This is a genomic window from Atlantibacter sp. MEI4A-1023 (genome assembly GCF_056155425.1).
The window spans coordinates 4,330,876-4,352,045 of record NZ_CM149568.1 but is presented as its reverse complement, the minus strand read 5'-3'; the positions used below and the strand labels follow the sequence as shown (position 1 = coordinate 4,352,045).

The window sequence follows — 21,170 nt, the reverse complement described above, 5'->3', positions numbered from 1 at the left end:
CCGGCGTGTTTACCACAATCGCATTACCGATAAAAAAACAGCCCGGCGAGCGGGCTGAGTTTTCTAGGCTTTGCGTTTTTTCAGGCGCTTAGCGGGTGAGCCATCGACCGGTTTGCCTGACCAGTAGCCCGCCAGCAGCGAACCCGACAAGTTGTGCCATACCGAGAACAGCGCGCCAGGCAGCGCCGCAAGCGGGGAAAAGTAGATTTTACCCAGCGCGGCGGCGAGACCGGAGTTCTGCATCCCTACTTCAATCGCCAGGGTGCGGCAGGTGGATTCGTCGAAGCCAAACAGCCGTCCGCCCCAGTAACCGCCCAGCAAACCGATGGTGTTATGCAGGATCACCGCCACAATCACCACCAGACCGACCGAGGCGATATGCGCGGCGGAACCGGCCACCACGGCGCTGATAATCGCCAGAATACACACCATCGAAAATGCGGGCAGGTAAGGCTCCACGGCTTTTACCAGCCGGGGAAACAGATGGTGGACAATCAGGCCCAGGCCGATTGGGATCACCACAATCTGTAAAATGCTCAACAGCATACCCATTACGTCGACCTGAATATGCGCATCTACATACAGACGGGTCAGCAGCGGCGTCGCCACCACACCCACCAGGGTGGAGACGGACGAGATGGTCACGGATAGCGCCACATCGCCTTTCGCCAGATAAATCATCACGTTTGACGCGGTGCCGCTGGCCACACTGCCGACCAACACCATCCCGGCGGAAAGGTCGGGCGGCATCTTAAACAGCATTGCCAGCAGCCACGCCGCGAGCGGCATCACCAGATAATGCAGGAAAATCCCGGCGGCCACTGGCGCGGGGCGCGACAGCACCCGTTTAAAATCGTCGAATTTCAGGTGTACGCCCATGCCGAACATAATCAGCATTAGCAAGGTGGCGACCCAGGGACCGATTGGCGTGAAGGTGGATGGCGTGTAATACGCGATAACCGAGAGCAGCAGTGCCCAGAGCGGGAACAGCCGCGTCAGTAATGCCAGCATGTTGTTTTCCTTTAAGTGTGTTGGTGTGTTCCCCTGCCACTGTGATCGCGGCGGTGCGTTATCGCTGTAGGGGAAAAGGCCCGAACGAGAGCCATAAGTATTGTGTATCGTGTGGGGAGGTTTTATTCAATTGAATTATGGTCATCTACCCCTTCTGAGGCCGCAACGCCCCAGAAGGGAAATCCTGACTCACTCGAATAAGTTGTGATGCAGTTTCTGAACCACTTGTTCCGCGTCGCTGCCCGGCACCAGGAAGCACAGGTTGTAGCTGGATGCGCCGTAGCAAATCATGCGGATATTGAACGGCTCCAGTACGCCGAACACTTCTTTGCCCACGCCGCAGGCTTTCGACAGGTTATTGCCAATTAGCGCCACCAGCGCCAGGTCCTGCTCGACTTCCACGCGGCACAGGGAAGAGAGCTCGGTCAACAGCGCCTGGGTCAGCAGGGTATCGCCGGTTGACGTAGAGCCCGTGGTATCGAGGGTCAACGCCACGCTCACTTCAGAGGTGGTGATCAGGTCGACCGAAATATTATGGCGCGCCAGGATGCTGAACACTTCGGCAAGGAAGCCGCGTGAGTGCAGCATATTCAGGCTGTGCAGCGTCAGCAGCGTTTGCTTGCGGCGCAGCGCCAGCGCACGGAACAGCGGAGGATTATTCGTTTGATTGCACACCAGCGTGCCGCCCGCTTTCGGGTCTTTGCTGGAACCGACGAACACGGGAATATCGCTGCGCACCGCAGGTAGCAGGGTCGCCGGGTGCAGCACTTTTGCGCCAAAGGTCGCCATTTCGGCGGCTTCTTCGAAAGCGATTTCATCAATGCGTTTTGCCGACGGCACTACGCGCGGGTCGGTGGTGTAGATGCCCGGTACGTCGGTCCAGATATCCACGCGGCTGGCTTTTAACGCTTCGCCCAGCAGCGCGGCGGTGTAGTCGCTGCCGCCACGCCCCAGCGTGGTGGTGCGGCCTTTGGACTCGCTGCCGATAAAACCCTGGGTGATCACCAGCCCTTCCGCCAGGCGCGGAGCCAGTTGCAGGTTGCTCAGTTCAGCAAGGGCGCTGACGTCCGGCTCGGCGCGGCCAAAGCGGTCGCTGGTGCGCATCACTTTACGCACGTCAAACCACTGGGCCACTACGCCGCGCTCGCGCAGGATCTCAACAAACAGCAATGTAGACATCAGCTCGCCGTGGCTGACCAGTTCGTCGGTCAGGGCGTTTGACGTCGCCAGCGAGGCGGCTTCCGCCAGGGTAGTAATGTTTTCCAGCAGGCGGTCGATCTCTTCGCGGATCACCTGCGGATTCGCCAGATGGCCTAAAATGTCATGCTGGATTTTGCGGATGGCGTCCAGCTTCACAAAGCGTTCCGGGGCTTCCAGGCCTTCGGCCAGCGCAACCAGCAGGTTGGTCACGCCCGCAGAGGCGGAAAGCACCACCAGGCGCACATTAGGATCGGAAAGCACCACGTCGGCGCTGCGGTTCATGGCGTCGAAGCTGGCGACGCTGGTGCCGCCGAATTTAGCGACGACCATAGATGAAGCTGAATATGACATAACTACCTCGTGTGATTCCCTTCGCCTTTCGCGCTGTAGCTGCGTTGGGTCGCTTGCTACAACACGAAATGCTTTGGGAATATTTCTACTCCCTTCGCCTTTCACGTTGTAGTTGCGTTGGGTCGTTTGCTTTGGGAATGCTAATTAATCATTTTTTTAACGCTCGCTTTTATAAATAAAGTTTCCACCGGGCCCTTGTCAACGCTGGGGTTATGTGGATTTTTCATGTTCCGGGATAGCCCAGGAAAATAACTTATAACCGCTATACTTTGCCGGGAAGCTCGATTCAGCAATCTGGCGGCGGCGTATTCGTCGAGTGGTACGGGCAGGGCACAAAAGTCATCGCAATTGCCCGGAGTAGCGCTACAATCGACGGCAGTCACATTTTTCAAATCCACATGAGTATTGCTATGAAAAATATCAATCCAACGCAGACTTCTGCCTGGCAGGCACTACAAAACCATTACGCTGAAATGAAAGATGTCACCATCGCGTCGCTGTTCGCCGACGATGCTGACCGTTTCGCTAAGTTTTCCGCAACCTTCAACGATCAGATGCTGGTGGATTACTCCAAAAACCGCATCACGCAGGAGACGCTGGATAAACTGTTAGCGCTGGCGAAAGAGACCGATTTGCAGGGCGCGATTAAATCGATGTTCTCCGGCGAGAAAATCAACCGTACCGAAGACCGTGCGGTGCTGCATGTGGCGCTGCGTAACCGCAGCAACACCCCGATTCTGGTGGATGGCAAAGACGTCATGCCGGAAGTCAACGCGGTGCTGGAGAAGATGAAGTCTTTCTCCGAAGCCATTATCTCCGGTAACTGGAAAGGCTACACCGGCAAAGCCATTACCGACGTGGTGAACATCGGTATCGGCGGCTCTGACCTCGGTCCGTTTATGGTGACCGAAGCGCTGCGCCCGTATAAAAATCATCTCAATATGCATTTCGTTTCTAACGTTGATGGAACGCACATTGCTGAAGTGCTGAAGAAAGTGAACCCGGAAACCACCCTGTTCCTGGTAGCGTCCAAAACCTTCACCACGCAGGAAACCATGACCAACGCCCACAGCGCGCGCGACTGGTTCCTGAAAGCGGCTGGCGATGAAAAACACGTGGCAAAACACTTCGCTGCCTTGTCTACCAACGGTAAAGCGGTCGGTGAATTCGGTATTGATACTGCCAACATGTTTGAATTCTGGGACTGGGTCGGTGGCCGTTACTCCTTGTGGTCGGCGATTGGTTTGTCGATCATTCTGTCCGTGGGTTACGACAACTTCGTTGAACTGCTGTCCGGCGCGCACGCCATGGACCAGCACTTCTCCACCACCGAACTGGACAAAAACTTGCCGGTTCTGCTGGCGCTGATTGGCATCTGGTATAACAACTTCTTTGGCGCGGAAACCGAAGCGATCCTGCCGTACGACCAGTACATGCACCGTTTCGCGGCTTACTTCCAGCAGGGCAACATGGAATCCAACGGTAAGTTCGTTGACCGTAACGGTAATGCCGTGGACTACCAGACCGGCCCAATCATCTGGGGCGAACCGGGCACCAACGGCCAGCACGCGTTTTATCAGCTGATCCACCAGGGCACCAAGCTGGTGCCGTGCGACTTTATCGCCCCGGCGATCACCCACAACCCGCTGTCCGATCACCACCCGAAGCTGCTGTCTAACTTCTTCGCGCAGACCGAAGCGCTGGCGTTCGGTAAATCCCGCGATGTGGTTGAACAGGAGTTCGCCGATCAGGGTAAAGATCCGAAAACCCTCGATCACGTAGTACCGTTCAAAGTGTTCGAAGGCAACCGCCCGACCAACTCCATTCTGCTGCGTGAAATCACGCCGTTCAGCCTGGGCGCGTTGATTGCGCTGTATGAGCATAAAATCTTCACCCAGGGCGCAATCCTGAACATCTTCACCTTCGATCAGTGGGGTGTGGAATTGGGTAAACAGCTGGCCAACCGTATTTTGCCGGAGCTGAACAATAACACCGATATTAGTAGCCACGACAGTTCTACCAACGGCTTAATTAACCGCTATAAATCCTGGCGCGGATAATTAGCGATAATGTTAAAAAAGCCAGCGTAATGCTGGCTTTTTTTATCGGATTTATCCCGTTGCCGTAGGTTTATTTAAATAATAGCCGCTGAGGTTTATCTGAAAATAAATTCTTCCACATATTAATGAACAAGATAATTTAGGATTAACCGGAGGGTTTGTTTTAATTTTTTATTTTTAAATATCTGTTTTTAAAGTTTATTTGTTACTTATCCCGGTGATTTTCTCCCGCATTGTTTAATTGTCCGAAAGCCGTCCAGCTATTTCCCCATCACGTCAAATCTCCGTGTCAGGTTATGTATACTCGGTAGCGCCTGAATAATTCAGGTTAATCTCCATTCATTCAATGAAAGGAACCTGGTATGAAAAAAATAACCTACGGCGTATTTGCCGTGTCTCTGCTTGCCGCATCGTCTGCTTTCGCCGCTCCGGTGGAAGTGGGTGAAGCGGCGGGCAGTGCCGCGACATCGGTCTCAGCAGGTACCTCTACTGCGACCAGCGCCAGTACGGTTGGTTCGGTAGTCGGTGTGGCGCTTGCCGCAACGGGCGGAGGCGACGGTTCAAACACCGGAACCACGACAACCACCACAACCAGTACCACCCAGTAACGTAACGGGTGTTTTAACCATAACCACACTGCGGTGTGGTTATTTTGACCCTGGGGAAACGCGTGAAGCGAGTCGCGATCATTACAGTTTGCCTGCTGCTGCAGGCGTGTTCTGCCAATCTCACCGGTATGGGTAAGTCACTCTGGCACAGCGTGACGGCGCAAGACGGCGTCACGCTCACCGATGACGAAATCCACAATATGCCTTATGCCAGCCAGTACATGACGCTTAACAACGGCCCGCAGCTGTTTGTGGTGCTCGCCTTCTCGGAAGATGGGCAGCACAAATGGGTGACGCAGGATCAGGCCATGTTGATTACCCAACACGGACGGCTGGTTAAAACCACCGGATTGAGTGACAACCTGCTCCAGGTGAGCAATCTGGACGCCGACCCGTTGAAGGCACCGGGGCAAATCCGCGACGGCGCAGGCTGGACGCGAGTGATGGGCTGGACCGAGCATCAGCAGGTGCGTTATGCCACCGCGCGCTCGCAGTTTCGCTGGCAGGGCAGCGACAGCCTGAAAACCGGCAGCGACATCACCCCCGTTCGGGTACTGGAAGAGACGGTGACGACCGATCGCACACGCTGGCGCAACCGTTACTGGATCGACAGCGATGGGCAGATTCGCCGCTCTGAACAGGGGATCGGAGCCGACTATTACCCGGTTACTACGCAACTCATCAAGGCGGCGAAATCATGAGAATGCTTCCTTTCACCGCCCTCATTCTGAGCCTGCTAAGCCAGTGTCTCCACGCGGCGGGTACGGTGACAGTACATCGCACCGACAGCGGCGAGACGTTGAAAATTGAGGATGCCCAACGCTTATCGGATGTGGTCACCCAACCCGCGCTGACGCACAGCTGGTGGCCCGGTGCCGTGATTGGCGTCACCGGGAAAACCCGTGATCAACAGGCACGCCATCAGCAGTTACTCTCTCGCCTGGCCTCTCTTGCCGCCCAAGAATCGGGCGAAGACGCTGCGGCTATCCGCCAGGTTCAACAGCAAATGGCGGCGATCGGGGTTACCGACCGCCAGTTTGTCGATCTCGATCCCGACATACTGAGAGTAAAGACCGCTGCCAATAAGCCGCTGGCAGGAGAATACACCCTGTGGGCCGGGAAGATGCCCGACCATATCACGCTGTACGGCCTGGTCAGCGGCGCGGGGAAAAAACCGTTCACGCCGGGCAAAAGTGTGGCGGAGTATCTCGACGAAACCGCGTTGCTCAGCGGCGCAGAGCGCAGTGTCGTTTGGGTAATTTACCCGAACGGACGGGTGCAAAAAGCGCCGGTGGCGTACTGGAACCAACGCCACGTCGAGCCTGTGCCGGGCAGCGCTATTTTAGTCGGCTTTTCGGAGCGGCTGTTTTCATCGGCGTATGACGACCTCAACGCGCAACTTGTTGATTCCCTGACGCATCGGATACCGCAATGATAAAAAAACGCTACCTGTATAGCCTCGTGGCGCTGGCCGTGGCGTCGGCGTGCCAGGCGGAAACCTGGCCTGCGCCGGTTGGCCCGTCGCAATCGGATTTCGGCGGCGTGGGCCTGATGCAAACGCCTACGGCGCGGATGGCACGCGAAGGCGAACTGAGCCTCAACTATCGCGATAACGATCAGTACCGCTATTACTCCGCCTCGGTGCAACTGTTTCCGTGGCTGGAAACCACGTTGCGCTACACCGATGCCCGCACCCGGCGCTACAGCAGCGTCGAGGCGTTCTCCGGCGATCAAACCTACAAAGATAAAGCTTTCGATCTCAAACTGCGGCTGTGGGAAGAGAGTTACTGGATGCCGCAGGTTGCCGTCGGCGCGCGAGATATCGGCGGGACCGGGCTGTTCGATGCTGAATACATCGTGGCGAATAAAGCCTGGGGGCCGTTTGATTTCTCGCTGGGATTAGGCTGGGGCTATCTGGGCACCAGCGGCAACGTCAAAAACCCGTTCTGCTCGTACAGCGATAAATACTGCGTGCGCGACAACAGCTATAACAAAGCCGGTTCGGTAGATGCAGGCCAGATGTTCCACGGCCCGGCGTCGCTGTTTGGCGGGGTGGAGTATCAAACGCCGTGGCAGCCGCTGCGCCTGAAGCTGGAATATGAAGGCAATAACTATACCCAGGACTTCGCCGGTAAGCTTGAACAGAAGAGCAAGCTTAACGTCGGCGCTATTTATCGCGCCACCGATTGGGCCGACGTTAACCTGAGCTATGAGCGCGGCAACACCTTTATGTTCGGCGTCACGCTGCGTACCAATTTCAACGACCTGCGTCCACGCTACAACGATAACCGCCGCCCGGAATACCAGCCGGAGCCGCAGGAAGCGATTATCCAGCACAGCGTGGCGGCCAACCAGTTGACCCTGTTGAAATACAACGCCGGGTTGAACGACCCGCAGATTCAGACCCAGGGCGACACGCTGTACGTCACCGGCGAGCAGGTAAAATACCGCGACTCGCAGGAGGGCATTGCGCGCGCCAACCGGATCGTGATGAACGATCTGCCCGACGGCATCCGTACCATCCGCGTCACCGAGACGCGCGCCAAAATGCCGCAGGTCACCACCGAAACCGACGTCGCCAGCCTGCAACGTCACCTTGAAGGCGAACCGTTAGGCCAGGAAACCGCGCTGGCGCAAAAACGTATTGAACCGGTAACGCTGGAAAACCCGGAGCAGGGCTGGTATATCGAGCCATCGCGCTTTAGCTTCCACCTCGACCCGGTGTTGAATCAGTCCATCGGCGGGCCAGAGAGTTTCTATATGTACCAGGTGGGCGTGATGGGCACCGCCGACTGGTGGGTCACCGACCATCTGCTGACCACCGGTAGCCTGTTCGCCAACATCGCCAACAACTACGACAAATTTAACTACACCAATCCGCCGAAGGATTCGTCCTTGCCGCGCGTGCGAACCCACGTGCGCGAGTACGTAGAAAACGATGTCTACGTGAACAACCTGCAAGCCAACTATTTCCAGTATTTCGGCAACGGTTTTTACGGCCAGGTTTACGGCGGTTATCTGGAAACCATGTACGGCGGCGCAGGGGCGGAAGTGCTGTATCGCCCGGTGGACAGCAATTGGGCCTTCGGCCTGGACGCCAACTACGTCAAACAGCGTGACTGGCGCAGCGCGCAGGACATGATGAAATTCACCGACTACAGCGTGAAAACCGGCCACCTGTCTGCGTACTGGACGCCGCCGTTTGCCCAGGACGTGTTAATCAAAGCCAGCGTCGGGCAGTATCTGGCCGGGGATAAGGGCGGTACGCTGGAGGTGTCCAAACGCTTCGACAGCGGCGTGGTGGTGGGCGGCTACGCTACCCTCACTAACGTGTCACCGGATGAATACGGGGAAGGGGACTTCACCAAAGGCGTGTACGTGTCCGTGCCGCTCGATCTGTTCTCGTCTGGCCCGACGCGCAGCCGCGCAGCTATCGGCTGGACGCCGCTCACCCGCGACGGCGGGCAGATGCTGGGCCGTAAGTTCGATCTCTACAGCATGACCAGCGATCGCAGCGTCAACTTCCGCTGATTATCGCCGCCGCGCGCCCTGGGTTTCATACGCAGGCGCGCTGGCTGCTGGTTAAAACATAAGCAAATAAAACTAGATCTGGATCACATTTCTGACGTATAACGATTCCTCACTCCTGAGATGAGGACGCTGTTATGTCCACGCTATCCGCTTCGTCGCGCGCGCGCGGGGAATGGGTCTCTTCCATCCTGCAAACGGTGCTGAATCTTGGCTTACTCAGCCTGGGCCTGATCCTGGTTATCTTTCTCGGTAAAGAGACCCTGCATCTGGCCGATGTGCTCTTCTCACCCATTCAGGCCAGCAAGTATGAGCTGGTGGAAGGGCTGGTGGTTTACTTCCTCTATTTCGAATTCATCGCCCTGATCGTGAAGTATTTTCAGTCCGGCTACCACTTCCCGCTGCGCTATTTCATCTACATCGGCATCACCGCCATTGTGCGGTTGATCATCGTCGATCATAAATTGCCGATGGACGTGCTGATCTATTCCGGCGCGATCCTGCTGTTAGTGATCACGCTGTGGCTGTGCAACTCAAAACGGCTGAAACGCGAATAAAAATGGCGGCCCGAAGGCCGCCGAAGGGAGTCACAGATAAGGAAAATCACAACGGCAATTGAGGATAATAACAGTGGCATATAACGATGAAACTTAGCCTTTCACGCCCCCCGCCGTCAGCCCGCTGACCAGCCAGCGCTGGGCCAGCAGGAAAACCAGGGTGATCGGGATAGCGGAAAGTACCGCAGCCGCAGCAAAGTCGCCCCACAGGTAGTTTTGCGGGTTGAGGTATTGCTGCATGCCCACGGCCAGGGTGTAGCTATTTACATCACGCAACAGCAGCGACGCCACCGGCACTTCGGTAATGGCGGCGATAAACGACAGAATAAATACCACCGCCAGAATCGGCACCGACAGCGGCAACAATACTAAGCGGAACGCCTGCCACGGCGTTGCGCCATCCAGCGCGGCGGCTTCTTCCAGCGAACCGTCGATGGTTTCGAAATAGCCTTTGATCGTCCAGACGTGCAGCGCAATACCGCCGAGGTAAGCGAAAATCACCCCGCCGTGGGTATTCAGACCGATAAACGGAATGTACTGGCCGAGGCGATCGAACAACGCATACAGCGCCACCAGCGACAGTACCGCCGGGAACATCTGGAAAATCAGCATGCCTTTCAGCAAGGTAGCCTTGCCAGGGAAACGCATACGGGCAAAAGCGTAGGCGCAAGTGGTGGAAAGCGCCACTATGCCAACCGCAGTAATGCCCGCAATTTTCACCGAGTTCCACAGCCACAGCAGGACCGGGAACGGCGGCGGCGTGACGCTGCCGTTGGCATGAACCACGCTAAAGCCCAGCGCCAGCTTCCAGTGTTCCCAGGAGATTTGCTCCGGGATCAGGCTGCCGGTGGCGAAGTTGCCCGAGCGCAGCGAGATCGCCACCACCATCAACAGCGGGAACATAATGGCGGCGATAAACATCAGCAGTAACAAGTGCGTGATAAACAGACGCAGCTTTTGAGATTTCGGTTGAACCATAGCCATGTGTCGTCTCCTTAATCAAACTTGATGCGCGTGGCTTTGAGGTTAACAATCGCGAGCGCGCCCACCAGCAGGAAGATCAGCGTGGCGATAGCGGCTGCGAGGCCGAAATCCTGACCGCCGCCGCCTTCAAAGGCGATGCGGTAGGTGTAACTCACTAACAAATCGGTATAGCCTGCCGGTGTGGTGGTGCCGAGACGGTCCGGTCCGCCGTTGGTTAGCAGCAGGATCAGCACGAAGTTATTAAAGTTGAACGCAAAGCTGGCGATCATTAACGGCGTTAGCGGCTTGAGCAGCAGCGGGAACGTGATTTTAAAGAAATTCTGGAACGGCGTAGCGCCATCCATCGCCGACGCTTCATAGAGATCGTCGGGAATCGCCTTCAGCAGCCCCATGCACAGGATCATCATGTACGGATAACCCAGCCAGGTGTTCACAATGATAATCATGGCGCGGGCGGTGGTAGGGTCGGTAAACCAGGCGGGGCGGATGCCGAATACCGCGCTGAGCATCATGTTGATTTCACCGAAGCTCTGGTTGAACAACCCTTTGAAAATCAGAATCGAGATAAACGACGGCACCGCGTAAGGCAGGATCAACAGTACCCGGTAAATCGCTTTGCCTTTCAGCGCTTCCCACTGAACTACGCAGGCCAACACCATGCCCACTGCCACGGTCAGTACCACCGTCAACACCGAGAACACCACCGTCCAGACAAAGATGGCAAAGAACGGTTTTTGAATGCCTTCGTCGGTAAAGACGCGCATAAAGTTGTCCCAGCCGGTGGTCACCGTGTAGCCAGGACTGAGTTTTTCGCTGCCCCAACTGCCATCGGCGTTTAATGCCTGATAGAAGCCCACATCGGCATTCGGTGCGTATACCGCGCCGCTTTGGTTGTTGGTCAGTTTGCCGTCTTTCGCCAGCGTGTACAGCGGGCGTGTGCCCGAGAACTGGCGTAATGAACTCATCACCAGTTGGCTTTCATCCGGCAGTTCGGCGGTGATCTGGGTCAGCGCCTGACGGTTTTGGGTAATGATGCGCAGCGTGGCACGTTCACCGCTCGGCAGCGCGTCGGCTTCATTCAGTTTCAGGGTCTGCTCGCCGCCAAAGGTAAAGGCGTCGGAGACGTAGTTTTTGCCGCTTTCGCCATCGGTGAGCGCGAGCCGCCATTTTTCGTTATCCGGGTAAAGGCCGAAGCTGAAGGTTTTCCCCGCCTGGTACTGGCGGTCCATTAACACTTGCTGCGCGCGCTCGAACGTGAGCTGGTTGGTGCTGCTGTAGTTGGTAAACGCGATAGCGATGGTGCAGATCAGCGGGAACAGTACAAACAGCCCCATGCCGGCGAGGCCAGGGTAAACGTAGCGCCATGCGTAAGCGCGGCGGTTAGCGAAGATGTACAGGCCAACGGAGCTTAAGATCAGCGTCACGATGGCGAACAGATATTCCCCCTGGGCATACATCAATACCACAAGATAACCCACCATCAGGCCGAGCAGGGCGACGGCTGACCACTTCAGCTTATCGCTTTGCCACCAGGGTCTCTTTTTAACTACATCCATGGGGTTTCCTTTTACAACGTATTTTATCGGCAAATCAACGCGGGCGGCGCAGGGCCACCCGCGATTGCTTCTTACTTGGCGATACGGCCCTGTGCGTCTTTCATCGCTTCATCTACAGTCTGACGACCGCTAACGGCGTTGATAACCGCAGTACGAACGGCATACCAGAAGGCGGACATCTGCGGGATGTTCGGCATGATTTCGCCTGTCTCAGCGTTCGCCATGGTGGCGGCGATGCGCGGATCTTTCGCCAACTGATCCTGGTAGGATTTCAGCGCCACGGCGCCCAGCGGTTTATCCTTGTTCACTGCCGCCAGACCTTCGTCAGTCAGCAGGTAGTTTTCCAGGAACTCTTTCGCCAGTTCTTTGTTCGGGCTGGCGGCGTTGATACCGGCGCTCAGTACCCCAACGAACGGTTTCGACGGCTTGCCTTTGAAGGTCGGCAGCTGTGCGACGCCGTAGTTGATTTTGCTCTTATCGATGTTGGTCCACGCCCACGGACCGTTGATGGTCATGGCGGTTTCGCCTTTGTTAAAGGCGGCTTCTGCGATGGAGTAATCGGTATCGGCGTTCATCTGTTTGTTTTTGATCATATCGACCAGGAAAGTCAGGCCCGCTTTCGCGCCTGCGCTGTCCACGCCGACATCTTTCACATCATATTTGCCGTTAGCGAATTTAAACGCGTACCCGCCGTCTGCCGCAATCAGCGGCCAGGTGAAGTACGGTTCTTGCAGGTTGAACATCAGGGCGCTCTTACCTTTGGCCTTGAGTTCTTTATCTAATGCCGGGATCTCTTCCCAGGTTTTCGGCGGGTTAGGGACTAAATCTTTGTTGTAGATAAGCGACAGGGATTCAACCGCGACCGGATACGCGATCAGCTTGCCGTCATAACGCACCGCGTCCCAGGCGAAAGGAACCAGTTTGTCCTGGAAGGCTTTGTCCGGCGTGATCTCAGCCAGTAAGCCAGACTGCGCGTAACCCCCGAAACGGTCATGCGCCCAGAAAATGATATCCGGGCCGTCACCGGTGGCTGCAACCTGCGGATATTTCTCTTCCAGTTTATCCGGATGCTCAACGGTCACTTTAATGCCGGTGTCTTTTTCGAACTTCTTACCCACTTCGGCAAGGCCGTTATAGCCTTTATCACCGTTGATCCAGATTACCAGTTTGCCTTCTTCTATCTTGGCGAGAGCAGAGGCGGAGAACATCATCGTTGTCAGTGCAGACAACGCGAGGATGCGTGCGCCAGTGTTGAGTTTCATATGTCCCATCCTTTTTGGTGATGTGCACGTGGATACACGTAGTGGCTTTACCCTGCTTAGTCTGCGCATCTGGCAAGCGCTTCTCATCCTCCTTTACGCTACGCCCCTGGGCTGACTTGTGTGATCTACGTTGCATAAGCGCGGGTTATGTGGGCTGGCGCACACAAAAAACCCCGCTTTTTTGACGCCACGATCACGATTTTCCCCGGCGAGCTGTGCCTGCGGTGGCAGACCTGCTTCTCTCATCCTCCCGTCTCCTCCCCCATCAAAAAGCGCGGGGGTGGAGGATTCATCCACACAGCTAATGACGGATAGTCGGGCAATACAGACGTTCTGCGGTATTGCAAAAAGTTGTTGAGGGAGAAGGGGATGGCAAGCGTTCAGCTGCGTAATGTAACGAAAGCCTGGGGCGATGTGGTGGTATCAAAGGATATCAACCTTGATATCACTGAAGGTGAGTTCGTGGTGTTCGTCGGACCATCGGGCTGCGGTAAATCGACATTGCTGCGAATGATTGCCGGGCTGGAAACAGTAACCAGCGGCGATTTATTGATTGGCGATAAACGCGTTAACGATGTGCCGCCCGCCGAGCGCGGCGTGGGCATGGTGTTTCAGTCTTATGCGCTTTATCCGCATCTGTCGGTGGCTGAAAACATGTCTTTCGGCCTGAAGCTGGCCGGGGCGAAGAAAGAGGTCATTAACCAGCGGGTGAACCAGGTTGCGGAGACGCTGCAACTGGCGCACCTGTTGGATCGCCGTCCGAAAGCGTTGTCCGGCGGCCAGCGCCAGCGTGTGGCGATTGGCCGTACCCTGGTGGCGGAACCACGCGTGTTTCTGCTTGATGAGCCGCTCTCCAACCTTGATGCCGCGCTGCGCGTGCAGATGCGTATCGAAATCTCCCGTCTGCATAAGCGCCTGAAGCGCACCATGATTTACGTCACTCACGACCAGGTCGAAGCCATGACCCTCGCCGACAAAATCGTGGTACTGGACGCCGGGCGCGTCGCCCAGGTGGGTAAGCCGCTTGAGCTGTATCACTACCCGGCAGACCGCTTCGTTGCGGGGTTTATCGGCTCGCCGAAGATGAATTTCTTACCGGTGAAAGTCACCGCCACCGCCATCGACCAGGTGCAGGTGGAGTTACCGAACCGCCAGCAAATCTGGCTGCCGGTAGACAGCGCAGGCGTGCAGGTGGGGACCAATATGTCGCTGGGCATTCGCCCGGAACATTTGCTGCCCAGTGAAATTGCCGACGTCACGCTGGAAGGCGAGGTCCAGGTGGTCGAGCAGCTCGGCCACGAAACGCAAATTCATATCCAAATTCCGGCCATTCGTCAGAACCTGGTCTACCGCCAGTCTGACGTGGTGTTGGTAGAAGAGGGTGCCACATTCGCCATCGGCTTGCCGCCAGAGCGTTGCCATTTGTTCCGAGAGGATGGTACGGCCTGTCGTCGTCTGCACCACGAGCCCGGCGTTTAAGCATTCCATAAAAAAACAACACAAAACCCTTCGCGCTGCGTTGTAGCACCCTGAAAGGCGATGTGTACAAAGAAAAGCAATGATCTCAGGAGATAGAATGATGATTACTCTGCGCAAAGTCCCACTGGCGGTCGCCGTTATGGCAGGCATCTTGTCTGCCCAGGCAGGCGCCGTTGATTTTAAAGGCTACGCCCGTTCTGGTATCGGCTGGACTGGCAGCGGCGGTGAGCAGGAATGTTTCCAGGCTACCGGCGCTCAAAGTAAATATCGTCTGGGCAACGAATGCGAAACCTACGCAGAACTCAAACTGGGTCAGGAAGTGTGGAAAGAGGGCGATAAGAGCTTCTATTTCGATACTAACGTGGCGTACTCCGTATCACAACGTAATGACTGGGAATCCACCAGCCCGGCTTTCCGTGAAGCTAACGTCCAGGGTAAAAACCTGATCGACGCGCTGCCGGGCTCCACCATTTGGGCAGGTAAGCGCTTCTACCAGCGTCATGACGTCCACATGATCGACTTCTACTACTGGGATATCTCCGGCCCGGGCGCGGGTCTGGAAAATATCGACCTCGGCTTTGGTAAACTCTCTCTGGCGGCCACCCGTTCTTCTGAATCCGGCGGCTCCTCTGCATTCTCTGATTTCGATGCCGACGGCAACCGTATTTATGACAACGTAGTGCCGAACGACGTGTTCGACGTGCGTTTAGCCGGTATGGAAATCAACCCGGGCGGTACCCTGGAACTGGGCGTTGACTACGGTCACACCAACATTCCTGACGACTACTACCTGCAGCCTGGCGCATCCAAAGACGGTTGGTTGTTCACTGCCGAGCACACCCAGAGCATGATGAAAGGCTTTAACAAATTCGTGGTTCAGTACGGCCTGGATTCTATGACCTCTAACGGTAAGGGCATCCCGCAAGGCGCCAGCCTGAATAACGATGGCCACCTGCTGCGCTTTATCGACCACGGTGCCATCTCCCTGGGCGACCGTTGGGACCTGATGTACGTCGGTATGTACCAGGACATCGATCTGGACAACAACAACGGCACCCGTTGGTGGACCGTGGGCGTGCGTCCGATGTTCAAATGGACCCCGATCATGAGCACCCTGCTTGAAGTGGGCTATGACAACGTGAAGTCCCAGCGCACCGATTCCACCAACGACCAGATTAAAGTGACCCTGGCGCAACAATGGCAGGCTGGCGACAGCATCTGGTCCCGTCCGGCCATCCGCGTGTTCGCGACCTATGCCAAATGGGATGAGTCCTTCGGTTACGCCAACAACGATTCCGGCGCGGGCTACACCGCAGGTTACGCTTATCAGGATACTTCCGCGCGCACCTTCAGCCGTGGCGATAACGATGAGTGGACCTTCGGTGCCCAGATGGAAATCTGGTGGTAATACAGCACGTGAGTTCATAAAACAAAGAGGGGCGAAAGCCCCTCTGTCTGACCATGCCTGTCCTGGGTGAGCGCGCTATTGCCTGGCTCCCGCTTACCCGCACGTTTGAGGTTATAACAATGAAAATGAATAAAAGTTTAATCGCGTTGTGTCTCTCTGCGGGTTTACTGGCAAGCCTCCCGGCCACCACCCTCGCAGCGGTGAATCTGGTTCCACAGGACGTTTCTGCTGCGCCAGCTATTCCGGCTCAGTCATTGCAGCAACTGCAATGGACGCCAGTCGACCAGTCTAAAACCCAAACCACCACCCTGGCGACCGGCGGCCAATCGCTGAACGCGCCGGGCATTGCCGGGCCGGTTGCCGCGTACAGCGTACCGGCGAATATCGGCGAACTGACAATCACCCTGACCAGCGAAGTGGATAAGCAAACCTCGGTGTTTGCGCCGAACGTGCTGGTTTTAGATCAGAATTTAACCCCGGCGGCATTTTTTCCCAGCAGCTTCTTTACCTACCAGGAACCGGGCGTGATGTCCGCCGATCGCCTTGAGGGTGTGATCAAGCTGACCCCGGCGCTGGGGCAACAGAAACTCTATTTACTGGTGTTCACCACCGATAAAGACCTACAACAAACCACCCAATTACTCGATCCGGCGAAGTCTTATGCCAAAGGCACCGGCAATGCGGTACCGGATATCCCTGACCCGATCGCCCGTCACACTACGGACGGTACGCTAAAACTGAAAGTCAAAACGTCTTCGGGCTCCAGCATTCTGGTGGGACCGCTGTTCGGTTCCTCGGACCCTGGCCCGGTCACCGTGGGTAATACCGCCGCGCCGGCAACCGCCTATGCCGCGCCAGCGCCGGCACCTGTGGCTGCGCCTGCCACGGCTCATGCTGCGTCGGCACCTGCACCTGCCGCGAAGAGCGAGCCGGTATTAAACGACACGGAAAACTATTTCAATCAGGCCATTAAGCAGGCCGTTAACAGCGGGGATATCGACAAAGCCCTGAAACTGCTGAATGAAGCCGAGCGTCTGGGTTCTACCTCCGCCCGTTCAACGTTTATCAGCAGTGTAAAAGGCAAGGGGTGATCCACCCCGCATTGTTGATGCTTGTAAGGTTGGTGCGCTTCGGCGCACCTTTTTTTATTTGCCGCCGCGTTTGTTGCGCATTTGTTGCGCTAAATCGTTATTGGTGACGTTTCCTCCGCCAACTTCCTGCCTTTCTGCGCTACAATGCCGGAAGACCTGGTTCCGGAGAGCAACACATGTCCCATCCTGCGCTCACGTCACTGCGTGCGCTGACCTTTTTCGATACCCTTCCCGAGCTGGATAGCGAATTGCGCGACTGGCTGCTGCTTGAAGACTCGATGACCAAACGCTTCGAGCAGTTTTGCCGTAAAGTGCATGTCGATATTATCTTTGAAGGCTTTATCGGGCAGGAATTGCCCGATGACGAACGCGCCTGCCTGCCGCAGGAATCACGCTACTGGCTGCGCGAAATTGTGTTGTGCGGCGATGGCGAACCCTGGCTGATTGGCCGCACCGTGGTGCCGGAGTCGACGCTGTGCGGGCCGGAACTGGCATTGCAGCAGTTGGGCGGAACCCCGCTGGGCCGCTATCTTTTTACCCAGTCAACGTTGACGCGCGACTATATTGAGGTGGGGCGCAGCGAAAATTTATGGGGGCGCCGTTCCCGTCTGCGTTTATCCGGTAAACCGTTACTGTTGACTGAATTATTTCTGGCTGCATCGCCGTTGTACCAGGAGGAGAAATAATGGAGTGGAGCCTCAAGCAAAATAAGCTGCTGGCTTATCACCGCCTGATGCGCACAGATAAACCTATCGGCGCGCTGTTACTGCTTTGGCCGACGCTATGGGCGTTATGGATTGCCACCCCAGGCCTGCCGCCGCTGTGGATCCTGGCGGTGTTTGTCGCAGGCGTATGGCTGATGCGTGCGGCGGGCTGCGTGGTGAATGATTATGCCGATCGCAAATTCGACGGGCATGTAAAACGTACCGCCAACCGTCCGCTGCCCAGCGGTGCGGTAACCGAAAAAGAAGCGCGTAATTTGTTTGTCGGGCTGGTGCTGCTGTCGTTCCTGCTGGTGCTAACGCTCAACACCATGACCATTTTGCTGTCGGTAGCGGCGCTGGCGCTGGCGTGGGTGTATCCGTTTATGAAGCGCTATACCCATCTGCCGCAGGTAGTGCTGGGCGCTGCGTTCGGCTGGTCTATCCCAATGGCCTTTGCCGCCGTGAGTGAAAGCGTGCCGCTCAGCTGTTGGCTGCTGTTTATCGCTAACATCTGCTGGGCCGTGGCTTACGATACGCAATACGCCATGGTCGACCGTGATGACGACGTTAAAATCGGCATCAAATCCACGGCCATTCTGTTCGGTCGTCACGACAAGCTGATTATCGGTATTTTGCAGGTGGTGGTGATGGGCCTGATGGCGCTGGTGGGCTGGCTAAACGGGCTGGGCGCGGTGTTTTACGCGGCGATCCTGATTGCGGGCGGGCTGTTCGCGTATCAGCAAAAACGGATTGCGCATCGCGAGCGCGCGGCCTGTTTCCAGGCGTTTATGAACAACAACTATGTGGGCTTAGTGTTGTTTATCGGGCTGGTGTTCAGTTACCAACATCTCTAAATAAAACAGGCGGGATTTCCCGCCTGTTTTGTCTTTATGCGTCGCTCGCCTGAGCCGCCGCGCTTTCGATAGTCAACCGAATATCCGAGGTAATCAGGTCTGCCAGAAGCTGGTAAACCTTCATGGTCTCGGCCGGTTCGGCATCGCCGGTATCGCTGATAAAGCCTTCGTCGCGCAGTGTCGACACCAGGGTGCTGAATACCGCTTTGTCGAAGAATTCCGGCGCGTTAATCCCGTGCAACACCGATAGACGCTGCGCCACCGTACGGCTCTCTTTTTCCAGAGTGCCGCGGTTGATCGACGGGTTGGCGCTCAGCAGCCAGAAGGTGATGGCGTAGCGTTGCAGCGTTTCGCGCACCCCTGCCGCCAGCAACTGGAGCGTACGTGAACGGGCCGGGTTAAGCTGCAATTTCTCGCCGTTTTCCACGATTAACTGCTGCTGCAACAGCTCATCCACCAGCGCATCAAGCACTGCGCCCAGCTCGCTTTTCTCCCAGCGCAGGAACAACTCCGCCTTCAGCATCGGGTAGAGCACTTCAACCTGGCGCAGCAACTCTTCACGGGTAATGTGGCGATGCTGGGCGATCATGGCCGCCAGCAGCGATGGCAGCACCAGCATATGATGGATGTTGTTGCGGTAGTAGGTCATCAACACGGCCTGCTCGCGCGGCAGAATGATAATGTCGCCGATGGTGTCTTTTTCGACTTCAAACTTGTTCATTTGCAGCGCGTGCTCAATCAGCTCGTTGGCGGATTGGGCTGGTGTCGTTGCATCCGGCGCATAAGGCACGTTACGCAGCAGGCTTAAGTAACAGCCGAGCTGTTCGGTCAACTGCTCGCGGGTAAGCGAACGTTGACGCGACGCCAGCAGCGCCGTACAGCACAGGTTCATGGCATTAGCCGCGCCCGCGTTGTTGATGCGCACCATCAGGTCGGCGGCGATGGCATTCACTGTCGGCGTCAGCCAGGCAGGTCGGATCGCTTCAATCGGGTCGATGGAGTCGCGCCATTCGGGCACGTGCTGGTTCAGGTACGTCATCAACGGCATTGGTTCGCCGAAGTTTACGTAGCCCTGGCCCAGGTTGCGCAGCTTGCTCAGCCCGCTAACCATCTTCGCGAAGTTCTCTTTCTCTTTGGTCGCGCCACGCAGCTCTTTGGCGTAAGTACCCACTTCCATCACGTGTTCATAGCCGATGTAGATAGGAACCAGCGTGATAGGGCGGGTGCCGCCGCGCAGCATCGCCTGGATGGTCATCGACAGGGTGCCGGTTTTCGGGTCCAGCAGGCGACCGGTACGGGAACGGCCCCCTTCAACAAAATATTCCACCGAATAGCCGCGGCTGAACAGTTCGCCCAGATACTCGCGGAACACCGTGGAGTAAAGTTTGTTGCCCTTGAACGTACGACGAATAAAGAACGCGCCCAGGCGGCGGAACATCGGGCCCGCTGGCCAGAAGTTCAGGTTGATACCCGCAGCGATGTGCGGCGGCACAAGGCCCTGGTGATACAGCACATAGGACAGCAGCATATAGTCCATATGGCTGCGGTGGCAGGGAACGTACACCAGTTCGTGACCGTCATGCGCCAGTTGGCGCACCCGCTCGGCGTTGTGCACATTAATGCCCTGATAGAGGCGGTTCCAGGTAAAGCCCAGAATGCGATCCATCAGACGAATGGTTTCGTAAGAGAAGTTCGCCGCAATCTCTTCCATCAACGCCACGGCATTTTGCTGGGCTTTTTCATGGGAGATTTTTTTGCTGCGCGCTTCGTCTTCTACCGCGCGGGCAATGGCTTTAGAGGCCAGCAGCTTATTAAACAGGTCCTGACGCGCCGGTAAACGCGGCCCTACGGCGGCCAGGCGCTGGCGGGCGAAGTGCATACGCGCCACTCGCGCCAGCTTCTGGGCAATGGTTTTATCGGTGCCGTGTTCATCCGCCATGCGGCGCAGCGACAGCGAGGGCGAAAAGCGTACAAAGCTGTCGCGCCCTAACCAGGAAACGGCAAAAAATTTCTGCAAGCCGTTCAGCATCCGCAGCGGCGGGTTCACTTCGCCTTTTTCACGGCCCGGCGCGCGCCCGAACATCACCGACACCGGCACCATCTGCACATCAAGTTGCGGATTGCTGCGATGCAGATCGAGATAGTCGTGGAATAACTTAATCGACTCCTCTTTCGGCGTGTAATAGGTGAATACCCGCGGCCCGCCGTGAATAAACACATGGCGCGGCAGCAGAGTGCCGTCAATTTCGAGAGGCTCCAGCGGATCGGGCAAATCGTGTGCCAGACATTGTTGGCGCAGCGTCAGCAAGTCCGCCTTCGAGTTGTACGGAAGAACGTACATAATCGGGCGCGAGGTATCGAGCCCCAGTTCGGCGCACGGATCCGCCGGAATGGATTTGCTTTTTACCAGTACGCGTAATGGTAAATTAAGTAATTTGTAGTAAATTCGTGGCCAGCCGGACATAAACGATGTAAAGCCTCTGGTTAACAATGCAATTGCACCGCAAGAATATCAGA

The 21,170-nt window shown here is 56.4% G+C and carries 17 protein-coding genes; 11 read left to right on the top strand and 6 right to left on the bottom strand.

Annotated features, from left to right (window positions below):
* Positions 1-63 precede the first annotated feature (63 nt).
* The gene (panS, locus tag ACVV26_RS20635) at positions 64-1,011 is read right to left on the bottom strand and encodes a ketopantoate/pantoate/pantothenate transporter PanS (protein ID WP_474799121.1); all 948 of its coding nucleotides are present in this window, start codon (positions 1,009-1,011) and stop codon (positions 64-66) included.
* A gap of 189 nt (positions 1,012-1,200) precedes the next feature.
* The gene (gene lysC / locus ACVV26_RS20630) at positions 1,201-2,562 is read right to left on the bottom strand and encodes a lysine-sensitive aspartokinase 3 (RefSeq protein WP_474799120.1); all 1,362 of its coding nucleotides are present in this window, start codon (positions 2,560-2,562) and stop codon (positions 1,201-1,203) included.
* Positions 2,563-2,972: 410 nt separating this feature from the next.
* Here lysC and pgi point away from each other — a divergent pair, with 410 nt between their 5' ends.
* The 6 genes from pgi (at position 2,973) to psiE (ending at position 9,315) form a co-directional block, all read left to right on the top strand.
* Entirely contained in the window at positions 2,973-4,622 is a 1,650-nt protein-coding gene (pgi, locus tag ACVV26_RS20625; RefSeq protein WP_474799119.1) for a glucose-6-phosphate isomerase, read from the top strand.
* A 362-nt stretch (positions 4,623-4,984) separates the two neighbouring features.
* Entirely contained in the window at positions 4,985-5,230 is a 246-nt protein-coding gene (yjbE, locus tag ACVV26_RS20620) for an exopolysaccharide production protein YjbE (RefSeq protein WP_220267236.1), read from the top strand.
* Between the two features lie 62 nt (positions 5,231-5,292).
* Positions 5,293-5,931, top strand: coding sequence for a YjbF family lipoprotein (locus ACVV26_RS20615; RefSeq protein WP_474799117.1), 639 nt, complete (start codon positions 5,293-5,295; stop codon positions 5,929-5,931).
* Positions 5,928-6,665 (top strand): capsule biosynthesis GfcC family protein, encoded by a 738-nt coding sequence (locus tag ACVV26_RS20610; RefSeq protein WP_474799115.1) that lies wholly within the window; start codon positions 5,928-5,930, stop codon positions 6,663-6,665. Before ACVV26_RS20615 ends, ACVV26_RS20610 begins: the two co-directional genes overlap by 4 nt.
* Positions 6,665-8,761, top strand: a complete 2,097-nt coding sequence (locus tag ACVV26_RS20605) for a YjbH domain-containing protein (RefSeq protein WP_474801945.1) — start codon at positions 6,665-6,667, stop codon at positions 8,759-8,761. Before ACVV26_RS20610 ends, ACVV26_RS20605 begins: the two co-directional genes overlap by 1 nt.
* 134 nt (positions 8,762-8,895) lie before the next feature.
* On the top strand, positions 8,896-9,315 hold the full coding sequence (gene psiE / locus ACVV26_RS20600) for a phosphate-starvation-inducible protein PsiE (protein WP_474799113.1): 420 nt from the start codon (positions 8,896-8,898) through the stop codon (positions 9,313-9,315).
* 93 nt (positions 9,316-9,408) lie between these two features.
* Here psiE and malG read toward each other — a convergent pair whose 3' ends face one another.
* From malG to malE, 3 genes are all read right to left on the bottom strand, one after another.
* Entirely contained in the window at positions 9,409-10,299 is an 891-nt protein-coding gene (malG, locus tag ACVV26_RS20595; RefSeq protein WP_474799112.1) for a maltose ABC transporter permease MalG, read from the bottom strand.
* 11 nt (positions 10,300-10,310) lie between these two features.
* The gene (malF, locus tag ACVV26_RS20590; RefSeq protein ID WP_474799111.1) at positions 10,311-11,855 is read right to left on the bottom strand and encodes a maltose ABC transporter permease MalF; all 1,545 of its coding nucleotides are present in this window, start codon (positions 11,853-11,855) and stop codon (positions 10,311-10,313) included.
* A 71-nt stretch (positions 11,856-11,926) separates the two neighbouring features.
* A complete protein-coding gene (gene malE / locus ACVV26_RS20585; protein ID WP_474799109.1) occupies positions 11,927-13,117 on the bottom strand; it encodes a maltose/maltodextrin ABC transporter substrate-binding protein MalE in 1,191 nt (396 codons plus the stop codon).
* A 369-nt stretch (positions 13,118-13,486) separates the two neighbouring features.
* Between malE and malK the strand changes: the two genes are divergently transcribed.
* The 5 genes from malK to ubiA all read left to right on the top strand — a co-directional run bounded on the left by malK (position 13,487) and on the right by ubiA (position 18,653).
* Positions 13,487-14,596, top strand: a complete 1,110-nt coding sequence (gene malK, locus ACVV26_RS20580; RefSeq protein WP_312982104.1) for a maltose/maltodextrin ABC transporter ATP-binding protein MalK — start codon at positions 13,487-13,489, stop codon at positions 14,594-14,596.
* A 97-nt stretch (positions 14,597-14,693) separates the two neighbouring features.
* The gene (locus tag ACVV26_RS20575; RefSeq protein ID WP_474799107.1) at positions 14,694-16,004 is read left to right on the top strand and encodes a maltoporin; all 1,311 of its coding nucleotides are present in this window, start codon (positions 14,694-14,696) and stop codon (positions 16,002-16,004) included.
* Between the two features lie 119 nt (positions 16,005-16,123).
* A complete protein-coding gene (gene malM / locus ACVV26_RS20570) occupies positions 16,124-17,095 on the top strand; it encodes a maltose operon protein MalM (protein ID WP_474799105.1) in 972 nt (323 codons plus the stop codon).
* Positions 17,096-17,271: 176 nt separating this feature from the next.
* Positions 17,272-17,781: a chorismate lyase gene (ubiC, locus tag ACVV26_RS20565; RefSeq protein ID WP_474799103.1), complete on the top strand. Its 510-nt coding sequence runs from the start codon at positions 17,272-17,274 to the stop codon at positions 17,779-17,781.
* The gene (gene ubiA, locus ACVV26_RS20560) at positions 17,781-18,653 is read left to right on the top strand and encodes a 4-hydroxybenzoate octaprenyltransferase (RefSeq protein ID WP_474799102.1); all 873 of its coding nucleotides are present in this window, start codon (positions 17,781-17,783) and stop codon (positions 18,651-18,653) included. Before ubiC ends, ubiA begins: the two co-directional genes overlap by 1 nt.
* A 34-nt stretch (positions 18,654-18,687) precedes the next feature.
* On the opposite strand, the gene plsB is transcribed toward ubiA, so the two are convergent.
* Positions 18,688-21,117: a glycerol-3-phosphate 1-O-acyltransferase PlsB gene (plsB, locus tag ACVV26_RS20555; protein WP_312982110.1), complete on the bottom strand. Its 2,430-nt coding sequence runs from the start codon at positions 21,115-21,117 to the stop codon at positions 18,688-18,690.
* Between the last annotated feature and the right edge of the window lie 53 nt (positions 21,118-21,170).